We start from the raw sequence: 18,752 nt of genomic DNA, 5'->3' as shown, positions 1-18,752 counted from the left end.
GTGGTTCTGCGGCCTCCGTGACCGGAGCGCAACCCGCGCGACGGCGACGAAGGGTCTGAAGCTAGACGCCCAGGCTGGCGAGCAGCGCGTCGGCGTCCTGCTGGCTGGTCGTGATCTGCCCCGGCATCGCGGGTCCGGCAAGACCAGTCTTCGTATCGGCTATCGGCATCGTCGCGCCAGTCTTGAGTTGGCTGGCGTGCGTGCCGAGCAGTTCCAGCAATGCCGCTTCGACATCGTCGACCAGCGTGATGATGCGCTTGATGATCTGCCCGGTAATGTCCTGGTATTCCTGCGCCATCGACAGCTGATTGAGACGCTCGCGCATCGTTTCGGCGTGATGCAGCAGCATCGCACGCGTCGGATCGTCGTCCGGCAGCGCATCGGCACCGCGGGTCACGGCGCGCGTATCGACGCGCAGCTGATCGACCAGGTCGAGCGTGCGGTGCGCGGCCTGCTCGGTCATGCGCACGACATGCTGCAAGCGGTCACGTGCGTCGGGCATGCCGTCGCCGGCGATGCGCGTCAGGCGCTCGTCGAGACGCAGATCGACAACGGCGGTATGCAGTCGTCGCGTCAGTTCGGCAACCTGCCGATAGAACGCGTGCTCGTTCTTCTGCAGCAGCTCGGCGAGCGGCGGCGGTGCATCGATGCTGCCACCCGACTCCAGCCGTGCCAGCCATGTCTTCAGCGCTTCGATCAGCGCGCCGCGATCCTCGGCCGAGGCGGACACGGGCGCGGCCTCAGGCGGTCTCGGCGATGCGCTGGAAAATCTTGTCGATCTTTTCCTTGAGCGTCGCCGCATTGAAGGGTTTAATGATGTAGCCGTTCACGCCGGCCTGCGCGGCTTCGATGATCTGCTCGCGCTGTGCTTCGGCCGTCACCATCAGCACCGGCGTCTTGCCAATGCGCTCGTCGCCGCGAATCGTGCGCAGCAGCTCGATCCCCGTCATGCCCGGCATGTTCCAGTCGGTGACGACGAAGTCGAAGCCGCCGCCCTGCAGCATCGGCCAGGCGCTCTTGCCGTCGTCGGCCTCGGCGATGTTGGTGTAGCCGAGGTCGCCGAGCAGATTGCGCACGATGCGACGCATCGTCGAAAAGTCGTCGACCACGAGGATCTTCATGTTCTTGTCCATCATTTCCGTTCCGTTTTCGGGAATTTCGAGTCGTTCAACGGGGTGCCTGCCCTGGCGGCCGACCACCTCGGTGGCTGCGGCTTTGCTCAGATAGCGGCAAGTTCATGCCAAGACTTGAGCCGCGCGCGCAGACGCAGCAATGCCTGGCCGTGAATCTGGCAGACCCGGCTCTCGCTGACCTTGAGCACGGCGCCGATCTCGCGCAGGTTCAGCTCGCGCTCGTAGTACATCGACAGCACCAGGCGCTCGCGCTCCGGCAGCTCGGTGATGGCCTGCGTGAGCTCCTGCTGGAATTCGGCATGCTGCAGGCATTGCAGCGGTCCGGCGGTATCGTCGGGCGCGTCGATGGTTTCGTCATTGTTCTCGCCCGAGTGATCGAGGCTCAGAACCTGACAGCGAGCCGCATCCTGGACGATGCTGTGGTACTCGGGCAGACCGATGTCGAGGCGTTCGGCGACCTCGTGCTCACGCGCCTCGCGGCCCGTTTCCTGCTCGATCTTGCGAATCGCTTCCTGCACCGCACGCTCGCGGCGGTGTACCGAACGCGGGGCCCAGTCGGTCTGACGCAGCTCGTCGAGCATCGCGCCGCGAATGCGGATGCCGGCGTAGGTCTCGAACGATGCGCCGCGCGTGCCACTGTAGTTGCGCGCCGCTTCGATCAGGCCGATGACGCCGGCCTGGATCAGGTCGTCGACTTCGACACTGGCCGGCAAGCGCGCCGCGAGGTGATGTGCGATCCGCTTGACCAGATCCGTGTGCTGGCGAACCAGCGCATTCTCATCCATGGGTTCACTCATCGGTCGGGCCGCGGCGGTGCTCATGCGGGTACTCCTGCTTGGGCGTCGGCGGCCACCAGCCGCTCGACAAAAAATTCCAGATTGCCGCGGGCGCCGAGCGGCAGCCCCCAGCTCGCGGCGGTCTTGGCCAGCGCGCGAAACGCCTGTGCGCTGGCCGCCGCCGGGTAGGCATCGACGACGGCACGCTGACGGCGCACCGAACGCTTCAACCAGTCGTCGTGCGGGATGAAGCCGAGGTTGTTCAGCGTCACGTCGAGGAAACGCTCGGCGACGCGGCGCAGGTTTTCGAAGATTTCGCGCGCCTCGCGCGGCGTATGGACCTGGTTGGCGAGCACATGCACACGGTGAATGCCGCGCTCGCGACTCAGCACCTTGATCAGCGCATAGGCATCGGTCAGCGACTGCGGGTCGCTGGTGACGACGACGATGACCTGCTGCGACGCGTGGCTGAAGGTGATGACGCTGTCGGCGATGCCGGCGGCGGTGTCGACGATCAGCGTGTCGAGCGGCCGCTGCAGCTCCGAGAACGCACGCACCAGGCCGACGTGCTCTGCAGACGACAGCTCGGCCATGTTGCGTTTGCCGCTCGACGCCGGCACCACCATGATGCCGGCGGGCCCATCGATGATGGTGTCATCCAGCGTGCATTCGCCGGCGATCACGTGCGACAGGTTGTAGGCCGGCTGCAAGCCGAGCATCACATCGACATTGGCCAGGCCCAGATCGCCGTCGAGCAGCATCACGCGCTTGCCGTCGAGCGCCATCGACACGGCCAGATTGACCGACACCGAGGTCTTGCCGACGCCGCCCTTGCCGCTGGTCACGGCCACCACCTGTACCGGCTTCGGCGCGCGCAGGCGACGCAGACCGGCCGCCTGACCGCCTGCCATCTCGTGCGACGACGCGCCGGGGTTCGTATCACTGTGCGACATGAACGGCTCCGAACTGCAGGGCGAGGGTCGCGTCGTCGACGCGGGCCGGATTGGTGCGTGCCATTTGCATCGCGCGCAGCACCAGCGAGTTGGCGCGACCCGGTTCGATGTCTTCCGGAACGCGCTGGCCATCGCAGGTATAGGCGACCGGCAGGCGATGGCGGATCACCGCCGACAGCACGCCGCCGATACGCAGCGTCTCGTCGAGCTTGGTGATCACGCAGGCCATCGGCCGCGCCTTGGCGTAGCGGCGAATCACGTCGTCGAGATCGGCGGCGTGGCTGTTGGCCGGCAGCGCCAGCCAGGTCTTGATGCCGGCATTGGCCATGCCCATCGCCCCGAGCTGCGACTGCAGCTTGGCATCGCGCGGGCCGATGCCGGCGGTATCGATCAGCACCAGCTTGCGATCGGCCAGCCGCGCCAGCACCAGACGCAGTTCGTCGGCGCCGGCGGCGGTCAATACCGGCACGCCGAGCAGGCGGCCGTAATTGAGCAACTGTTCCTGAGCCCCGACGCGGAAGTGGTCGGTGGTCACCAGCGCCAGATCGCGCGTGCCGTGCAGCTCCGCGTAACGCGCCGCGAGCTTGGCGATGGTGGTCGTCTTGCCGACGCCGGTCGGCCCGACCAGGGCGATCACGCCGCCTTCATGAATCAGATCGTCGCCGGCCACCGGCAGGCGCTTCGACAGCAGCGCCAGCGGCATCATCTTCGCGCGCTCGGTGTCGTGCCCCGGCGGCAGGTCGTTGATCAGCTCGCGCGCCAGGCGCGGCTCGATGCCGAGATTGATCAGCGTCTGCAGCGCGCGCAGCTTCTGCGGATTTTCGTGCATCTCGCGCCAGGCCATGCCGGCCATCTGCGTTTCGAGCATGCGGCGCATGCCCCCCAGTTCGCGGCGCAGCTGCTGCAGTTCCGGGGCCGGCGGCGCGGGCGCAGGCTCGGCCTGCGATTGGGTCGTCGTCGGTGGCGGCGGGGCTTCCGGCGGCGGCTCGGCCGGCGTGTTGCGCCGTGCGGCCTGCTGCATCAGCGCCGCGTCGTAATCGGTGGCGGCAACGACTTCGATGCCACCCGCGACACGATGGTTCGACAGGATCACCGCGTCGGGACCCTGCTCCTCCCGCACCATGCGAATCGCCTCTCGCATGTTCTTCGCCAGGAACCGTTTGATCTTCATATCAGCTCTTCGTCAAACCTCAGGCCACTGCGCCGACCATGCGGATCTGCTTGTTGTCCGGTACTTCGTCGAACGACAGCACATGCAGTCCGGGTATCGTCTGGCGCGTGAATCGGGCGAGCAGCGGACGCAGTCCGTTGGGAACCAGCAGCACCGCCGGTTGCCCGGCCTGTTCCTGCTTGCGCGTGCTGTCGCTCAATGAACGGTGCATGCGCTCGGCCAGTCCCGGCTCGATTGCCGTACCGCCGCTCTTGAGCGAGTCCTGCAGGACCTGTTCCAGCGGCGCGCCCAGCGTCAGCACCGGCAGCTCCTGCGACATCCCATTGATTTCCTGAACAATCTGCCGACCCAGCGCAACGCGCACCTGGCCGACCAATGCGACGGGATCCTGACTGCGGGTGGCGGCGTCCGCCAAAGCCTCGGCGATCACGCGCAGGTGGCGGATCGGCACGCGCTCGGCCAGCAGGTTCTGCAGCACGCGCGTGAACACCGACAGCGGCAACAGCTTCGGCACCAGGTCCTCGGCCAGCTTCGGCGCCTGCTTGGCCAGCTGCGTCACCAGCGCCTGCGCCTCGTCGTGACCGAACAGTTCGTGCGCGTGGTTCTGGATGATCTGCGACAAATGCGTGGCGACCACCGTCGAGCAGTCGACCACCGAATAGCCGAGCGTCTGCGCGTGCTCGCGCGCGCCCGGTTCGATCCACACCGCCGGCATGCCGAACGACGGATCGGTGGTCTGGATGCCGTCCAGCGTGCCGAACACGCGGCCCGGATTGAGGGCCAGATCGCGATCCGGATAGACCTGTGCCTCCGCGACCGGCACGCCATGCACCAGTAGCCGATACGTCGACGGCTGCAGTTCGAGGTTGTCGCGGATGTGCACCGGCGGAATCAGGAAACCGATGTCCTGCGTCAGCTTCTTGCGCACGCCCTTGATACGCGCCATCAGCTCGCCGCCCTGGCGCGTGTCGACCATCGGAATCAGGCGATAGCCGACTTCCAGGCCGATCGCGTCAGTACGACCGATGTCGTCCCAGCCCAGTTCGGTCGGCGCGCTCGGCGCCTGCGCCGCCGGCGGCGGCGCGGCAGCGGCTGCGCGCTGCTTCTTGGCCAGCAGCCAGGCAATGCCGCCGCAGGTGGCGGCCAGCAGCAGGAACACCAGATTCGGCATGCCCGGCACGAAGCCGATCAGTGCCAGCACCGTCGCGGCGATCGCCAGCACGCGCGGCTGGCCGAAAACCTGACCGACCACCTGCTGCGACATGTCCTGCGACTTCGACATGCGCGTGACCAGCACCGCGACACCGGTCGACAGCAGCAACGACGGCACCTGCGCGACCAGACCGTCGCCGATCGCCAGCAGCGTGTAGTTCTTCAGCGCGTCGCCGAGGCTCATGCCGTGCTGCAGGGTGCCGACCAGCAGGCCACCGATGACGTTGATGACGAGAATCATGATGCCGGCCAGCGCGTCGCCGCGGATGAACTTGCTGGCACCATCCATCGAGCCGTAGAAGTCGGCTTCCTCGCGGACCTCGTTGCGACGGTCGCGTGCTTCCTCACGCGTCATCAGGCCGGCGTTGAGGTCGGCGTCGATCGCCATCTGCTTGCCGGGCAGCGAATCGAGAATGAAGCGTGCCGACACTTCCGAGACGCGTTCGGCGCCCTTGGTGACGACCATGAAGTTGACGATCGTCAGGATCACGAAGACGACGAAGCCGACCGCGTAGTTGCCGCCGACCACGAAATCGCCGAACGCCTCGATCACATGACCGGCGGCCTGCGTGCCCTCGTGGCCGTGCAGCAGCACGACGCGCGTCGACGCCACGTTCAGCGCCAGGCGCAACAAGGTCACGAACAGCAACACCGTCGGGAACGCACTGAAGTCCATCGGCCGCAGCACGTAGATGACGCTGAGCAGGACGACGATGGCGATCGTGATGTTCAGCGTGAACATCAGGTCGAGCACTGGCGGCGCCAGCGGCACCACCATCATCGCCAACACCATCAGCAGCAGGATCGGCGCCGCCAGGCCCTTGCGTTCGACGCCACGCAGCTGTTCGAGGAATGCCTTCATGCCGCCGCTCCGGTAGCCGGCGTGGCATCAATCAGCGAATTTCGGATTTTTCGTTCTGGGCGCTCATTCATCTGGCTCCCCGTTCGGCACGTCGTCGATCCGGGGCTGCGCGGGTGGTGCAGTCCTTGTGCCAGCCGACGTGGCGGCGTATTGACGCAGCTGATAGACGTAGGTCAGCACCTGCGCAACGGCGGCGTACAGCGCGACCGGCACCTCCTGGTCGACGGACGCGCCGCGATACAGCGCACGCGCCAGCGGCGGCGCCTCGACCAGCGGCACGCGTGCGCCCTTGGCCGCTTCCCGTATCGCCAGCGCCACTTCGTCGACGCCCTTGGCGACCACGCGCGGCGCACGCATCTTCTGCGCGTCGTACTTCAGCGCCACCGCGTAATGCGTCGGGTTGACGATCACCACGTCGGCCTCCGGCACCGCGGCAATCATGCGCTTGCGCGAGCGTTCCGCCTGCAGGCGGCGCAGGCGGCCTTTCACCTCGGGGCTGCCTTCGGTCTGCTTGAACTCGTCGCGCACTTCCTGGCGCGTCATGCGCAGCCGTTTGGCGTGCGAGAACCATTGATACGGCGCGTCGATCGCGGCAATGACGATCAGACCGCCCATCAGCCAGCCGAGCGCGCTCATGCACAGGCCGACACCGCTGGCCAGGGCCGGGCCAACGTCCATGCGCGACAGCGCCAGAAACTCGTCGCGGCGACTCCACAAAAACGCCGCCCCGAGTGCACCGAGCAGCGCCGATTTACCGACACCCTTGGCCAGCTCGACCAGCGCATTGGCGGAGAACATGCGGCCCAGACCGGACAGCGGATTGATGCGCTTGGGATCGAAACGTACGGCCTTGGTCGAAAAGTTCCAGCCGCCGAGCGCCAGCGGCCCGACGATCGCCGCGACCAGTCCTGCCGCCAGCAGCGGTGCCGCGACCATGAAGCCCGCCATCACCAGCTGACCGAACCACGGCAGCATACGGCTCGGATCACCGAGCATTGCCGGATCCGGCTGCAGCGCCTGCCGGAACCACGCCGTCGCGCGCTCGGCGATGCCGCTACCGGCCGCCATCATCACCAACACCCCGGCGCCGACGACGATCGCCGTCGTCAGCTCGCGCGAGCGCGGCAGCTCGCCGCGTTCGCGGGCTTCGCGCAGACGTTTGGGGGTTGCCTGTTCGGTACGTTGTTGTTGATCGGACATCGGCGCTCAGCCTCCAAACATCAGCTCGAGCACCCAGACAGAGACCCGCTGCGACGGCAATGCGAGTCCGGCTTTTATCTCAACGCGAAATGCCTGGTTGATCTGCACGTTTCGCCCTGAAAGGCGACCTACTTCTCTTTGCTTGTGCAAAGAGAAGTAGGCAAGAGAAGGCACTCCCCGAGTCAGCGCCGGCTGCGCCGGTTTCCAGTGGTTTGGCCGTGCTCGGGGCACGCGCTGACGCGACATCCTATCGCGACGTCGCTCGCCCGGCCGTCCCTTGCCGGGAGAGCCGCTGTGCGCAACCAAACGACCGGCTCCTCCTAGGGGGGGCAACATCAAAAGCAACAGCGCCCAGCGACTCAGTGCAGCATCCCCGCTTTTGCTGTGGCTTTTCGCTGTACCGGGATCCCCTTGGGCCGCACCGAGCAGCGCAGCGAGCGCAGGGAATGGCCGGCCAGGACGGCCGGCCAAGTCGTCGTCGCGACAGGGATGTCGCGTCGGCGACGGTCCCGAGCACGTGAGCAGCGCAGGCCCGCCCGCGCAGCGGGTGCGGCCCCAGGGGTGTCGTTTCTTTTGCTTACTTTTCTTTGGACAAGCAAAGAGCGGAAGCGACCTGCGGGGGAGCTTTCGCAAGTCGCCTCGCAAGGCGAAAGGCAAGGCCAGATCAGACCTCGAAGCGAGCAAAACAAGAGGCCACCCGCTCGTCGTCACGACGCCCTCCCCACCAACGCCCCCACCGCCCGCCACCCCTCATCAAACAACAAGCCCATCTTGCCGATCATCGACGGCATCGCCAGATACAGCAGCACCAGACAGACGATCAAGGACAGCGGAAACCCGACCGCGAACAGGTTCAACGACGGCGCCGAGCGGCTGATGACACCGAGCGCGAGATTGATCGTCAGCAGCGCGACCAGTACCGGCAGCGCCAGCATCAGACCACCGGCGAACAGCGTGCCGCTGAACGTCAGCAAGCTGCCGATGCGATCCATGCCGAGCGTCGCGCCACCGACCGGCAGGTCAGTGAACGAACGCGCCAGCCATTCGATGAATTGCAGATGGCCGCCGAGCGCGAGAAACAGCAGCGTCGCGACCAGCATCAGGAACTGACCGATGACCGGCGTCGACACGCCGCGCAGCGGATCGGCAAGCGTTGCAAACGACAGGCTGGCGCTGGCCGAAATCAGCTCACCGCCGAGTGTCACCGCCTCGAAGATGATCTGCAGCGTGAAGCCGATCAGCAGGCCGATCGCGATCTCGCGCAGCAGCGTGCCCCACCAGATCGAGCTGAACAGCTGCGCGACCGGCGGCGCCGGCAACAGCGGCGCGATGACCAGGGTCAGCAGCAGTGCCAGCGCCATGCGCACTCGCGCGGTGATGCGCCCGGAGCCGAGTACCGGGGCAATCATCAGTGCCGAGCTGATCCGCGCCAAGGGCCAGATGAATTGCTGGAGCCAGGCGATCAGTTGTGCGTCGGTGATGGTCACGGCGTCGAGTCGCGGCGCGCCGGCTCAGTTGAGCATCACCGGGATGGATTCGATCAGATGCCGCGTGTATTCGACCAGCGCGTGCAGCATCCACGGACCGAGCGCGACGATCACCGCCGCGATCGCCAACAGCTTGGGAATGAAGCTCAGCGTCATTTCGTTGATCTGCGTCGCCGCCTGCACGATGCCGACGACGACGCCGACCGCGAGCGCAACGAGCAGCAACGGCGTCGCCAGTTGCAGCGTCAGCCACAGGGCTTCGCGGGCGGTGGTCATGACCGTTTCGGGCGTCATCGCGCTTGCCTCAGGCCGCGGCGTGGAACGACGCGGCGAGCATGCCCATCACCAGCGACCAGCCGTCGACCAGCACGAACAACATCAGCTTGAACGGCAACGACACCAGCATTGGCGACAGCATCATCATGCCCATGCTCATCAGCACGCTGGACACGACCAGGTCGATGATCACGAACGGAATGAACAGCAAAAAGCCGATCTGGAACGCAGTGGTCAGCTCGGAGGTCACGAACGCCGCCGCCAGCACCGGAAACGGAATGTCGTCCGGCGTCTGGTAGGCGTCCTGACCGGCGATCTTGGCAAAGGTCATCAAGTCGGTGTCGCGCACTTGCGCGAGCATGAAGCCGCGCAGCGGCTTGGCACCGGCGGCCAACGCCGGCTCGAATTCCATCTTGCCGTCCATGTACGGCTTGGCCCCTTCGTCGTAGACCTTCTGCAGCACCGGCGCCATGACGAAAAAACTCAGCAGCAGCGCCAGACCGACCAGAATCTGATTGCTCGGCGTCTGGTTGGTGCCGAGCGCCTGCCGCAGCAGGCCGAGCACGACGACGATGCGCGTGAAGGCGGTCATGCACAGCATCAACGCCGGCAGCACTGTCAGCAGCGTCATCAGCAGCAGGACCTGCACGCTGAGGCTGTACTGCGTGCCGCCGCCCGCCGCCGGCGTGGCGGTGACGCCGGGCAAGCCGGCGGCCGACGCGAACTGCGGCATCAGCACGATGGCGGCAACCGCGAGCCAGGCGAAAAGACGAAGCATCGTGTCGACCTCAGGCGGCGCGGCGGGCGCCGAGCAGTTCGCGCAACCGGTCCGCGAACGGACCTCCGACGCCAGGCGCTGGCGCCATCCGATCGGCGGCGGCGCGCAGATCAGCCTCGGCCGGCAGCGTCACGCCACCCGGAGCGCCTTCGAAGCGATGCAGCAGCGACACTTGGCCCGGAGCGACACCGACCAGGAAGTGCTCGCCAGCAATCTGCACGATGACGACGCGCTCCTTGTTACCGACGGCGACCCCACCGGTGACCTGCAACAGACCGCCGCGCGCGCCGCGCAACGTCTGCAGGCGTCGCGCCAGCCATGCCAGTGCCAGAATCAGGCCGATCACCACCGCCAGACTGCCAAGCGTGCTGGCGATACCGGCGGTCGGCGACGGGCCGTGCGGCAACGGCGTCGACACGCTGCTGGTCGTCTCGCCCACCACGGCCATCGGAAGATTCGCCACCGGACTTACTTCAGCTTGCGAATGCGTTCGGCCGGGCTGACCACATCGGTCAGGCGGATGCCGAACTTTTCGTTGACGACGACGACTTCACCATGCGCGATCAAGGTGCCGTTGGCGTAGACGTCCAGCGGCTCGCCGGCAGCACGTTCGAGTTCGACGACCGAACCCTGATTGAGCTGCAGCAGATTGCGGATGGCAATGCGCGAGCGGCCGACTTCCATCGACAGCGTCACCGGCACATCGAGAATCACGTCGAGATTGACGTCACCGCCGCCGGCCGCCGGATTGTCTTCGAGCGTCTGGAACGTGGCGCGCGTGGCCTCGCCCTTGTTTTCGCTCTTGCTGGTCAGATTGTCAGCGGTGGTGTTCATACGATCTCCCGGGCAGTCGCCGGCGTCTGCGGACGGCGGATGATTTCTTGAATACGGACGGCGTTATGGCCGTTGGCGATGCCGAAGCTGCCGCGGAACAGCGGCATGTCTTCGACGCATAGGTCGAGCGTGCGCGGCAAGGTCACCGGAATGACGTCGCCGGCCTTGAGCTGCATCAGCTGACGCAGGCTCATCGTCGTGCGCAGCAGTTCGCAGCTGGCTTCGACTTCGGTGTCGCGCAGTTGCTCGCGCAGCGTGATCGGCCAGCGCTCGTCCTTGTCGCCGCGATCGGACTGGATGCCGGCGTCGAGCAGATCGCGAATCGGTTCGAGCATCGAATACGGCATCGTCAGATGCAGATGACCACCGCCGCCTTCAAGTTCGATCTTGAACTTGCAGGCAACGACGATCTCGCTCGGCGAGACGATGTTGGCGAAGTGCGGATTGACCTCGCTGCTGAGATAGTCGAACTCGAGGCCGAGCACCGGACTCCAGGCTTCCTGAAGATCGTGAAAGACCTGGCGCAGCAACAGCTGGATCACACGCATTTCGGTCGGCGTGAATTCACGACCTTCGATCTTGGTCGGCAGACGGCCGTCGCCACCGAAGAAATTGTCGACCACCGTGAACACTAGGCGCGGCTCGAAGATGCACAGCGCGGTACCGCGCAGCGGCTTGACGCGAATCAGGTTGAGGCTGGTCGGCACGAACAGCGAATGCGTGTACTCGGAGAACTTCATCGTCTCGATACCGACGACGGTCAGCTCCGGCGAGCGCCGCAACATGTTGAACAGCGAAATCCGGAACAGGCGCGCGAAACGCTCGTTGACCATCTCCAGCGTCGGCATCCGACCGCGGACGATGCGCTCCTGCGTCGCAAAATCGAACGGCCGCGCCTCACCCGGCGCCGCCGGCGGCGGCGTGGTATCGACCTTGCCGGAGTCGACGCCGTGCAGCAGCGCGTCGATTTCGTCCTGTGACAGCAGATCGTTGCTCATTGCATGACGAAGCTGGTGAAGTAGACAGCCTCGACGAGCGGCTTGCCGGTTTCGTCGGTGAGAATCTTCTGCACCTCGCTGAGCACGCTGGCCTGCAGCTTTTCCTTGCCTTCGCGCGTGGCGATGTCGCTGGGCTGCTGCTGAGAGAAGATCAGCATCAGCGCGTTGCGAATGCGCGGCTCGTAGAGCTTGAGCGTTTCGGCGGCTTTCGGGTCGCGCGTCATCAATTGCACCTGCACCTGCAGGAAGCGCATCTGATCTGCTTCGAGGTTGACGACGAAAGCCGGATCCAGCGACACATAGTTCGGCGGCGCCTTGGCCTCGGCCTTGGCTTCTTCGCCGTGTGCGTCGCCGCCCTCGGCCGAATGCTCGGCGCCGCTGATCGCCTGGCGCATCAGGAAGAAGCTGATGCCGGCGCTGGCACCGGTCGACACGATGACGGCGATCAGGATCGGGATCAGCGGGAAGCCGGACTTCTTGCCCTTGGCTTCGGTGTTGGATTCGTCGGTGGCGGCGGCGCTGGCCATGATGTCTCGCGGCTCGTGAATGGACGAGCACTCCGAGCAAGCCCTGTTCCAGCCGTCAGCCGCCGCGAACACCGTAGGCGCGACAAAAATCCGGCGCGCGGTTTGTCGATTTCAACGAAACGGCCGTGACGGAATTCAGACGTAGGCGTCGACGAGCTTGACGCGCGTCACACGACGCCGCGACGCCGCGCTAGTGGAATCGGATTCGGCCACCGCGACGCTACCGCTGGTCGCCGCCTGACGCCCGTTCGGGACCGATCGCGCATCGACCTGCGCGCGCAGCAACTGCACACCCTGGGCACTCATCATCTCGCGCAGCTGAGGCAGTGCATCGCTGAGCAATGCGCGCGTCGCCGGATTGTCGGCACTGAACGCAACATGGGCGGTATCACCACGCATTTGCACCTGGATGCGCAGGCAACCGAGTTCGGCCGGATGCAGTTCGATCGTCGCCTGGCTCAGCTCGCCATTGGCCGCACCGTCGGCGGCCCAGACGATGCGCTCGCCCAGACTTTCGACGAACTGCGAATGCTCGGGCGGCAAGGTCATCGGCGGCGTGTGCACTGGTGGCGTCGTACTCCCCGCGTTCGGCGTCGCCGATGCCGGCGCCACGGCGGCGCTGGCAATGCCATGCGCGCTCGCGCCGGCATCGTGCGACTGCAAAGCCGACAGCATTGCATCGAAACGCGCGTCGCCCACCGGTCGTTGGCGATCGACGAACGGCGCCGCGTCAGGCTGCGCCTTATCCGCGCCGGCCGGGTCCAGATCGCCCAGCGCCGTGATTCCGTCGGCGTCCGGCACCACCGCGGCGACGGCGCCAGGCGCGGTCGCGGATGCCGGATGCGGCGCGATCGGCGGCGCGGTGGTGGCCGCCGATTCGGGCACATCCTCGGCCGGCGCCGCGGGCGCTGCACCGAACAACAGACTCAGGCTCTGCCGCAGCGACTGCAGCCAGCCCGGCGCGTCGGCGTCCTGATCCGCCGTGCCGACATCGTCCTGGGTGTCGACATCATGCGCATCGTTGGCCGCGGGGGCCTCAGCGTCCACGGGACTGCCGCCAAGCGTTGCCGAAGCCTCGTTCACGCTGTCGCTTGCCGGGGCGCGAGGGTCGGCGACGTGCTGATGGTCGGCCGCCGCCGCGGCAGAGGAGCGAGTGCCATCGGCCGCCGCGCAGGATGCACCGGGCTGCGGGTCTGCGGTCTGGGCTGGCGGCGCGGTGTTGGCCTGCACCGCGACATTCGACGATGGTCGGTCGGCAACCGCGGGGGCCGCTGCCGTCGACGCCGACGATGCACCCAATAGCGACGCGAAATCGCCGCCACGGCCAGCACTTGCCTGCTGCCGGGCGACCGGCGCCGAGTCCGCACCCGATCGCGCCGCCACCGCCAGCGCTGCGTTCAATCGACGCTCCGCAGCTGATAACGCTGCATCGCAAATTCGTCGAGCTGACGCTGCTCGCGGCGATCTTCCTCGCGGCGCTCGCGCTCCAGGTAGCAAGCCGTCAGCTGCGCCACCGTGCGGCAACCGCGCTGCTGCAGCAGCCACTGCGCACGGCATTCGTCGATCACGCGCACGGCCTGCTCGACCAGTTGCTGCTGAAAGCGCTCGGCTTCGCGCAGGCGGTCGAGGAAGGCGTGGCGATTGCGCATCAATGCCGGCGTCGCCGCCGCGCTCTGCCGTTCGTAGTCTTCACGATAGCGCCGAAGTTCTTCGAGTCGCGCTTCGCGATCGGCATGCTGGCGCTGCGCATCGACCAGCTGGCGGGCGGCCTTGTCGCGGCGCACGTCGGCCAGTGTCTGCAGGGGCTGCATGCGATCAGAAGCCTTGGGTTGCGCCATTGTTCGATCTCCGTCCGGTGATTCAAGCGCGTGTTATTTGGCACCGAGCAGCTCGGCGAGCTGGCGCTGGCTGTCGGTGAAGCTCGCGGCCGCGTTGACCGCTTGCTTGAGAAATTCCTCGATGCGCGGCCAGCGCTCGAGCGCGGCATCGACTTTCGGGTCGGCACCGCGCTGATAGGCGCCGATATTGATGAGGTCGCGGTTGCGCTGATACGCGGCGAACAGCGCGCGCAGGGTGCGCGCATGCAGCAGCTGTTCCGGCGTGACGACGTCCTGCATGACGCGCGAGATCGACGCTTCGATGTCGATGGACGGGTACAGGCCGGCATCGGCGATCGCGCGCGACAACACGATGTGGCCGTCGAGAATGCCGCGCGCGGCATCGGCGATCGGATCCTGCAGATCGTCGCCCTCGGTCAGTACCGTGTAGAACGCGGTGATCGAACCTTCGCCGTCGCGGCCATTGCCGGCACGTTCGACCAGGCCCGGCAAGCGCGCGAACACCGACGGCGGATAGCCACGCGTGGTCGGCGGCTCGCCGATCGCCAGGCCGATTTCGCGGCTGGCCTGCGCGAAGCGCGTCAGCGAATCCATCAGCAGCAACACATGACGACCCTGATCGCGGAAATGCTCGGCGATCGCCGTCGCCGTATAGGCAGCGCGCAGACGCAGCAGCGGCGAGCGGTCGGCCGGCGTGGCGACCACCACCGAGCGGCGCCGGCCTTCGGCGCCGAGGCTCTTGTCGAGGAACTCGCGCACTTCGCGACCGCGCTCGCCGATCAGGCCCACCACCACCACATCGGCCTGCGTGAAGCGCGTCATCATGCCGAGCAGCGTCGACTTGCCGACGCCGGTACCGGCGAACAGGCCGAGGCGCTGGCCGCGTCCGACCGTCAGCAGCGAATTGATCGCACGCACGCCGACGTCGAGCGGTTGCTCGACCGGCGCGCGCGCCAGCGGGTTGATGGGTGTGGCATCGAGCCGGGCGTGATGATCGGTCTTCAGACGGCCGAGATCATCGATCGGCTGGCCTTCGGCGTCGAGCACGCGGCCGAGCAGCGCATCGCCGACCGGAATGCCGGCACCGTCGCCGAGCGGATGCACGCGTGCCTGCGGCATCAAGCCGCGCATCTCGCCGGTGGGCATCAGATACGTGCGCTCGCCGGCGAAGCCGACGACTTCGGCGTCGACGCCCTGCCCGTCGGCACTGTCGACCTTGACCCGCGCGCCGATCGGCAAGCGGCAACCGACCATTTCCAGCGTCAGGCCGACCACGCGCTGCAGGCGTCCTTCGGGACGCAAATTGCTGACGCGCTCGGCGGCGTGGCGCTGACGCAGCAAATGGTCGGTCAGGCGCTGTGCGCTGGCATGGCGCCACTCGTTGGTCGTGGTGTTCATGAGGCGGCGTTCAAGGCGTCGGCGGCCAGTGCGATGCGCGTGTCGAGACGCGCGTCGAGGAAGGTCGACTCGGTCTGCACGCGGCAATCGCCGGCGGCCAGCGAGACATCGTCGAGGATGCGGAAGCGCTCGACTTCCGGCGGCGGCAACAGCGATGCCCGGGCCAGCTTGGCGTCCTCCGGATGCAGATACAGGCGCACGTCGCGCAGATCCGGCGGCAGCGCCGCCAGCGTCGTGCGCGCCAGCGCCAGCACCCGCTGCGGATCGGCCTGCAGTTCCTCGTCGAGCACGCGGCGCGCGATCGCGCACGACAGATCGACCAGCGCCCGCTCGACCTCTTCATCGAGCGACACCAGCGGCCGCGCGATCTGTTCGATCAGGCCACGCAGGCGCGCCGCCTGTCGCGTCATCTCGTCCTGGCCGGCAGCCAGTCCGTCGGCATAGCCGCGCTGCTTGCCTTCCTCGTAGGCGGCCGACTCGATGTCTTCGAGCTCCTGCGCGGTCAGCGGCTTCTCGGACGGCGCGTCGAAAACCGGGGTCTGCCAACGCGCCAGCTGCGCCTGCGGATCGGCCTGGATCTCGATCTCGGGAATCGCGTTGGCCAGTGCGTTCATCAGACGAAGGCCTCACCGCCCTTGCCGCCGAGCACGATGGTGCCCGCATCGGCGAGCCGGCGCGCCACGGCAAGAATTTCCTTCTGCGCGGCCTCGACATCGGACAGCTTGGCCGGTCCCTTGGCCTCCATGTCCTCGACCAGCATCTCGGCAGCGCGCTTCGACATGTTCTTGAGGATCTTGTCCTTGACGCGCGGGTCGGCGCCTTTCAGCGCCAGGCCCAGCGTTTCGCCGCCGATCTCGCGCAGTAGCGCCTGCATGCTGCGATCGTCGAGCGACGACAGATCGTCGAACACGAACATCAGGTCCTGGATGCGCTGGCCGAGATCGGAATCGAGTTCGCCGATCTTGCTGGTGATCGCCTGTTCCTGCGTCGAGTCCATCAGATTGAGGATGTTGGCAGCGACCTTGATGCCGCCAACGCTCGACGACTTGAGATTGCTGCCGCCGGAGAACTGCTTCTCCATGATCTCGTCGAGTTCGCGCAGCGCCTGCGGCTGAATACCGTCGAGACGCGCGATGCGCATCAGCACGTCGCTGCGCATGCGTTCCGGCAGCAGCGGCAGGATTTCGGCCGCCTGATCCGGATCGAGATAGGCGAGCACGATGGCAACGATCTGCGGATGCTCGTTGCGCACCAGGTCGGCGACCGCGCGCGTCTCCATCCACTTCAGCGCTTCCAGGCCCTTGCTGTTGCGGCCGAGCAGGATGCGATCGATCAGGCCCGAAGCCTTGTCGGCACCGAGCGCGTTGACCAGCACGCGGCGCACGTAATCGTCCGCACCGACGCCGAGCGAGGTCTGCTCATCGAGTTCGAGCACGAAGCGATCCATGACATCGGTCGCGTGTTCACGCGTGACGTTGGACAGCGACGCCATCGCCGCGCCGACTTTCTGCACGTCCTTGGCACTCATGTGCTTGAGCACCTCTGCCGCCTCGGCCTCGCCGAGCGACAGCAACAGAATCGCGGCCCGCTCGGTGCCGCTGGCCGCTGCGGCCACCTCAGCCATGACGCACCTCCGACGACGGTCCGCCAACCGCGCTCAGCATCGTGGTCATGTGCCGCTCTCCTGGCCGATCCAGCTCTTCACCACCTGGGCGACGCGCTTCGGGTCCTCGCCGACGGCCTTGCGTGCAATCTGCAGCTTTTGTTCGTACGGCGAGACCGGCGGCGGCGCGGACTCCAGCGACACGCGATCGTCGGCCAGCGCCACCGACTCGCCGGCCGGGCGACGATCCTCGACCGTGCCTTCGAGCGCGGCCGCCTGCACCGGCGCAGCCAGCAGCTGACGCAGGGCCGGGCGCAGGATGAACAGGATCAGCGCCAGCACCAGCAACACGCCGCCAGCCTGTCGTGCGATCGACAACACCTGCGGCTGCTGCCAGACCGGCAGCGCCTCGATCGGCGCGACCTGCTGCTCGACGAACGGTGCGTTCTGCACCGACACCGTGTCGCCGCGCGACGCATCGAAGCCGACCGCTTCCTTGACCAGCGCTTCGACCTTGCTCAGCTGATCGGGCGTCAGCGCTGCCATCACCGTTTTCTGGTCCTTGCCCTCGCCCTGCAGCGTCGGCACGTGATCGACGAGCACCGCCACCGACAGGCGCTTGAGGCGACCGACCGACTTGCGCGTATGGCTCAGCGTCCGATCGAGTTCGTAGGTGCGGTTTTCCTGCTTGCTCTGCGACTGCACGTCGCTGTCGGCCGACGCACGGCCCGCCAGCTGGTTCAGCGGCGGATTGGCGTTCTGCGCCGGTGGCGTATTGCTGGTCGCGCCGGGCACGCCGGTCGGGGTCTTGGTGCCGCGCTGCACGTCCTCGGAAATCTGCTCGGTGCGCACCTTGGCCGGGTCCGGGCCGTACTGCTCACGCGCTTCTTCGGTTTCCGAAAAGTCGATATCGGCAGCGACCTGAGCGTTGACGCGGCCGGCGCCCATCATCGGCGTCAGCAACTGTTCGATACGACGCGTGTAATCGGACTCGACGCGGCGCGTGTAGTCGAACTGCTCGGCGGTGCGTGCCAGCGCGCTGTCGGCGTCGTTGGTCAGCAGATGGCCGAACTGATCGATGACCGTCACGGCTTCCGGCTGCAGGCCCGGCACGCTCGATGCCACGAGGTGCACGATCGACGCCACCTGATCGGCCTCCAGCGTGCGCCCCGAATACAGCTCGACGAAGACCGACGCGCTCGGCGCATCGTTCTTGCGCGCAAAGGCGCTCGGCTTGGGAATCGCCAGATGCACGCGTGCACCGCGTATCGGCTGCAGACTGCCAATGGTGCGCGACAGTTCGGTTTCCAAGGCATGCTGATAGCGCGCCGATTCGACGAACTGACTGGTACCGAAACCCTGATCCTGCTGCATCATCTCGAAGCCTTGCGCATTGCCGTGCGGCAAGCCTTGCGCGGCAAGCTTCAGGCGCGCGTCGTAAAGCTGCGACTGCGGCACCGTGACCGTGCCGCTTTCGAGACGCATCGGAATATTGGCGCCACGCAGCACGTCGGCCACTTCCGCCGCGTCGCGGTCGCTGAGGTCGGCATAGACCGGCACATAGCCGGGCCGCTGCGACCACGACCAGATCAGCAGGCCGACCGCCACCGCGGCGGCGATCCCGGCCAGCACCGCGAGTTGGCGCAGTGCCGGAATATCCTTGAGCTGGCGAACCGCCGGCATCGACATCGTGGCCATGACTTAGC

General features: G+C 66.7%; 20 protein-coding genes. All 20 read right to left on the bottom strand.

Features of this window, described 5'->3' with window-relative positions; all coding sequences use genetic code 11:
- Positions 1-61: 61 nt before the first annotated feature.
- Positions 62-730: a protein phosphatase CheZ gene (locus tag G7Y82_RS05215; protein ID WP_168146948.1), complete on the bottom strand. Its 669-nt coding sequence runs from the start codon at positions 728-730 to the stop codon at positions 62-64.
- Between the two features lie 10 nt (positions 731-740).
- Complete coding sequence (gene cheY, locus G7Y82_RS05210) at positions 741-1,133, bottom strand: chemotaxis response regulator CheY (RefSeq protein ID WP_168147150.1); 393 nt, start codon at positions 1,131-1,133, stop codon at positions 741-743.
- A gap of 86 nt (positions 1,134-1,219) precedes the next feature.
- Positions 1,220-1,954, bottom strand: a complete 735-nt coding sequence (locus tag G7Y82_RS05205; RefSeq protein ID WP_168146947.1) for an RNA polymerase sigma factor FliA — start codon at positions 1,952-1,954, stop codon at positions 1,220-1,222.
- Positions 1,951-2,862, bottom strand: coding sequence for a MinD/ParA family protein (locus tag G7Y82_RS05200; protein ID WP_277346243.1), 912 nt, complete (start codon positions 2,860-2,862; stop codon positions 1,951-1,953). The genes G7Y82_RS05205 and G7Y82_RS05200 overlap by 4 nt, the downstream gene beginning before the upstream one ends.
- Positions 2,849-4,033 (bottom strand): flagellar biosynthesis GTPase FlhF, encoded by a 1,185-nt coding sequence (flhF, locus tag G7Y82_RS05195; protein WP_168146946.1) that lies wholly within the window; start codon positions 4,031-4,033, stop codon positions 2,849-2,851. Before flhF ends, G7Y82_RS05200 begins: the two co-directional genes overlap by 14 nt.
- 19 nt (positions 4,034-4,052) lie before the next feature.
- Positions 4,053-6,107 (bottom strand): flagellar biosynthesis protein FlhA, encoded by a 2,055-nt coding sequence (gene flhA, locus G7Y82_RS05190; protein WP_168146945.1) that lies wholly within the window; start codon positions 6,105-6,107, stop codon positions 4,053-4,055.
- A 63-nt stretch (positions 6,108-6,170) separates the two neighbouring features.
- A complete protein-coding gene (gene flhB, locus G7Y82_RS05185; RefSeq protein ID WP_168146944.1) occupies positions 6,171-7,307 on the bottom strand; it encodes a flagellar biosynthesis protein FlhB in 1,137 nt (378 codons plus the stop codon).
- A 707-nt stretch (positions 7,308-8,014) separates the two neighbouring features.
- Positions 8,015-8,794 carry a flagellar biosynthetic protein FliR gene (fliR, locus tag G7Y82_RS05180; protein ID WP_168146943.1) on the bottom strand — a complete coding sequence of 260 codons (780 nt, stop codon included), beginning with the start codon at positions 8,792-8,794 and terminating at the stop codon, positions 8,015-8,017.
- A 24-nt stretch (positions 8,795-8,818) separates the two neighbouring features.
- Positions 8,819-9,088 carry a flagellar biosynthesis protein FliQ gene (gene fliQ, locus G7Y82_RS05175; protein ID WP_168146942.1) on the bottom strand — a complete coding sequence of 90 codons (270 nt, stop codon included), beginning with the start codon at positions 9,086-9,088 and terminating at the stop codon, positions 8,819-8,821.
- 10 nt (positions 9,089-9,098) lie between these two features.
- Positions 9,099-9,848 (bottom strand): flagellar type III secretion system pore protein FliP, encoded by a 750-nt coding sequence (fliP, locus tag G7Y82_RS05170; protein WP_168146941.1) that lies wholly within the window; start codon positions 9,846-9,848, stop codon positions 9,099-9,101.
- A gap of 10 nt (positions 9,849-9,858) precedes the next feature.
- Positions 9,859-10,311: a flagellar biosynthetic protein FliO gene (gene fliO / locus G7Y82_RS05165; RefSeq protein ID WP_168146940.1), complete on the bottom strand. Its 453-nt coding sequence runs from the start codon at positions 10,309-10,311 to the stop codon at positions 9,859-9,861.
- Positions 10,312-10,316: 5 nt separating this feature from the next.
- A complete protein-coding gene (fliN, locus tag G7Y82_RS05160; RefSeq protein ID WP_168146939.1) occupies positions 10,317-10,682 on the bottom strand; it encodes a flagellar motor switch protein FliN in 366 nt (121 codons plus the stop codon).
- Positions 10,679-11,680 carry a flagellar motor switch protein FliM gene (gene fliM, locus G7Y82_RS05155; RefSeq protein WP_168146938.1) on the bottom strand — a complete coding sequence of 334 codons (1,002 nt, stop codon included), beginning with the start codon at positions 11,678-11,680 and terminating at the stop codon, positions 10,679-10,681. The genes fliN and fliM overlap by 4 nt, the downstream gene beginning before the upstream one ends.
- A complete protein-coding gene (locus G7Y82_RS05150; protein ID WP_168146937.1) occupies positions 11,677-12,207 on the bottom strand; it encodes a flagellar basal body-associated FliL family protein in 531 nt (176 codons plus the stop codon). The genes fliM and G7Y82_RS05150 overlap by 4 nt, the downstream gene beginning before the upstream one ends.
- A 135-nt stretch (positions 12,208-12,342) precedes the next feature.
- Positions 12,343-13,608 (bottom strand): flagellar hook-length control protein FliK, encoded by a 1,266-nt coding sequence (locus G7Y82_RS05145; protein ID WP_168146936.1) that lies wholly within the window; start codon positions 13,606-13,608, stop codon positions 12,343-12,345.
- Positions 13,605-14,018: a flagellar export protein FliJ gene (gene fliJ, locus G7Y82_RS05140; RefSeq protein ID WP_168146935.1), complete on the bottom strand. Its 414-nt coding sequence runs from the start codon at positions 14,016-14,018 to the stop codon at positions 13,605-13,607. Before fliJ ends, G7Y82_RS05145 begins: the two co-directional genes overlap by 4 nt.
- A gap of 60 nt (positions 14,019-14,078) precedes the next feature.
- Positions 14,079-15,443 carry a flagellar protein export ATPase FliI gene (gene fliI, locus G7Y82_RS05135; protein ID WP_168146934.1) on the bottom strand — a complete coding sequence of 455 codons (1,365 nt, stop codon included), beginning with the start codon at positions 15,441-15,443 and terminating at the stop codon, positions 14,079-14,081.
- On the bottom strand, positions 15,440-16,057 hold the full coding sequence (locus G7Y82_RS05130; protein WP_168146933.1) for a FliH/SctL family protein: 618 nt from the start codon (positions 16,055-16,057) through the stop codon (positions 15,440-15,442). Before G7Y82_RS05130 ends, fliI begins: the two co-directional genes overlap by 4 nt.
- Positions 16,057-17,067, bottom strand: a complete 1,011-nt coding sequence (gene fliG, locus G7Y82_RS05125) for a flagellar motor switch protein FliG (protein WP_168146932.1) — start codon at positions 17,065-17,067, stop codon at positions 16,057-16,059. The genes G7Y82_RS05130 and fliG overlap by 1 nt, the downstream gene beginning before the upstream one ends.
- A 45-nt stretch (positions 17,068-17,112) precedes the next feature.
- On the bottom strand, positions 17,113-18,744 hold the full coding sequence (fliF, locus tag G7Y82_RS05120; RefSeq protein WP_168146931.1) for a flagellar basal-body MS-ring/collar protein FliF: 1,632 nt from the start codon (positions 18,742-18,744) through the stop codon (positions 17,113-17,115).
- Positions 18,745-18,752 lie beyond the last annotated feature (8 nt).

Origin of the sequence: Solimonas marina (genome assembly GCF_012241385.1) — a bacterium.
Taxonomy (GTDB): Bacteria; Pseudomonadota; Gammaproteobacteria; order Nevskiales; family Nevskiaceae; genus Solimonas; species Solimonas marina.
Note: the sequence above shows the minus strand (reverse complement) of the source record. Positions and strands in the feature narration are given on the sequence as shown.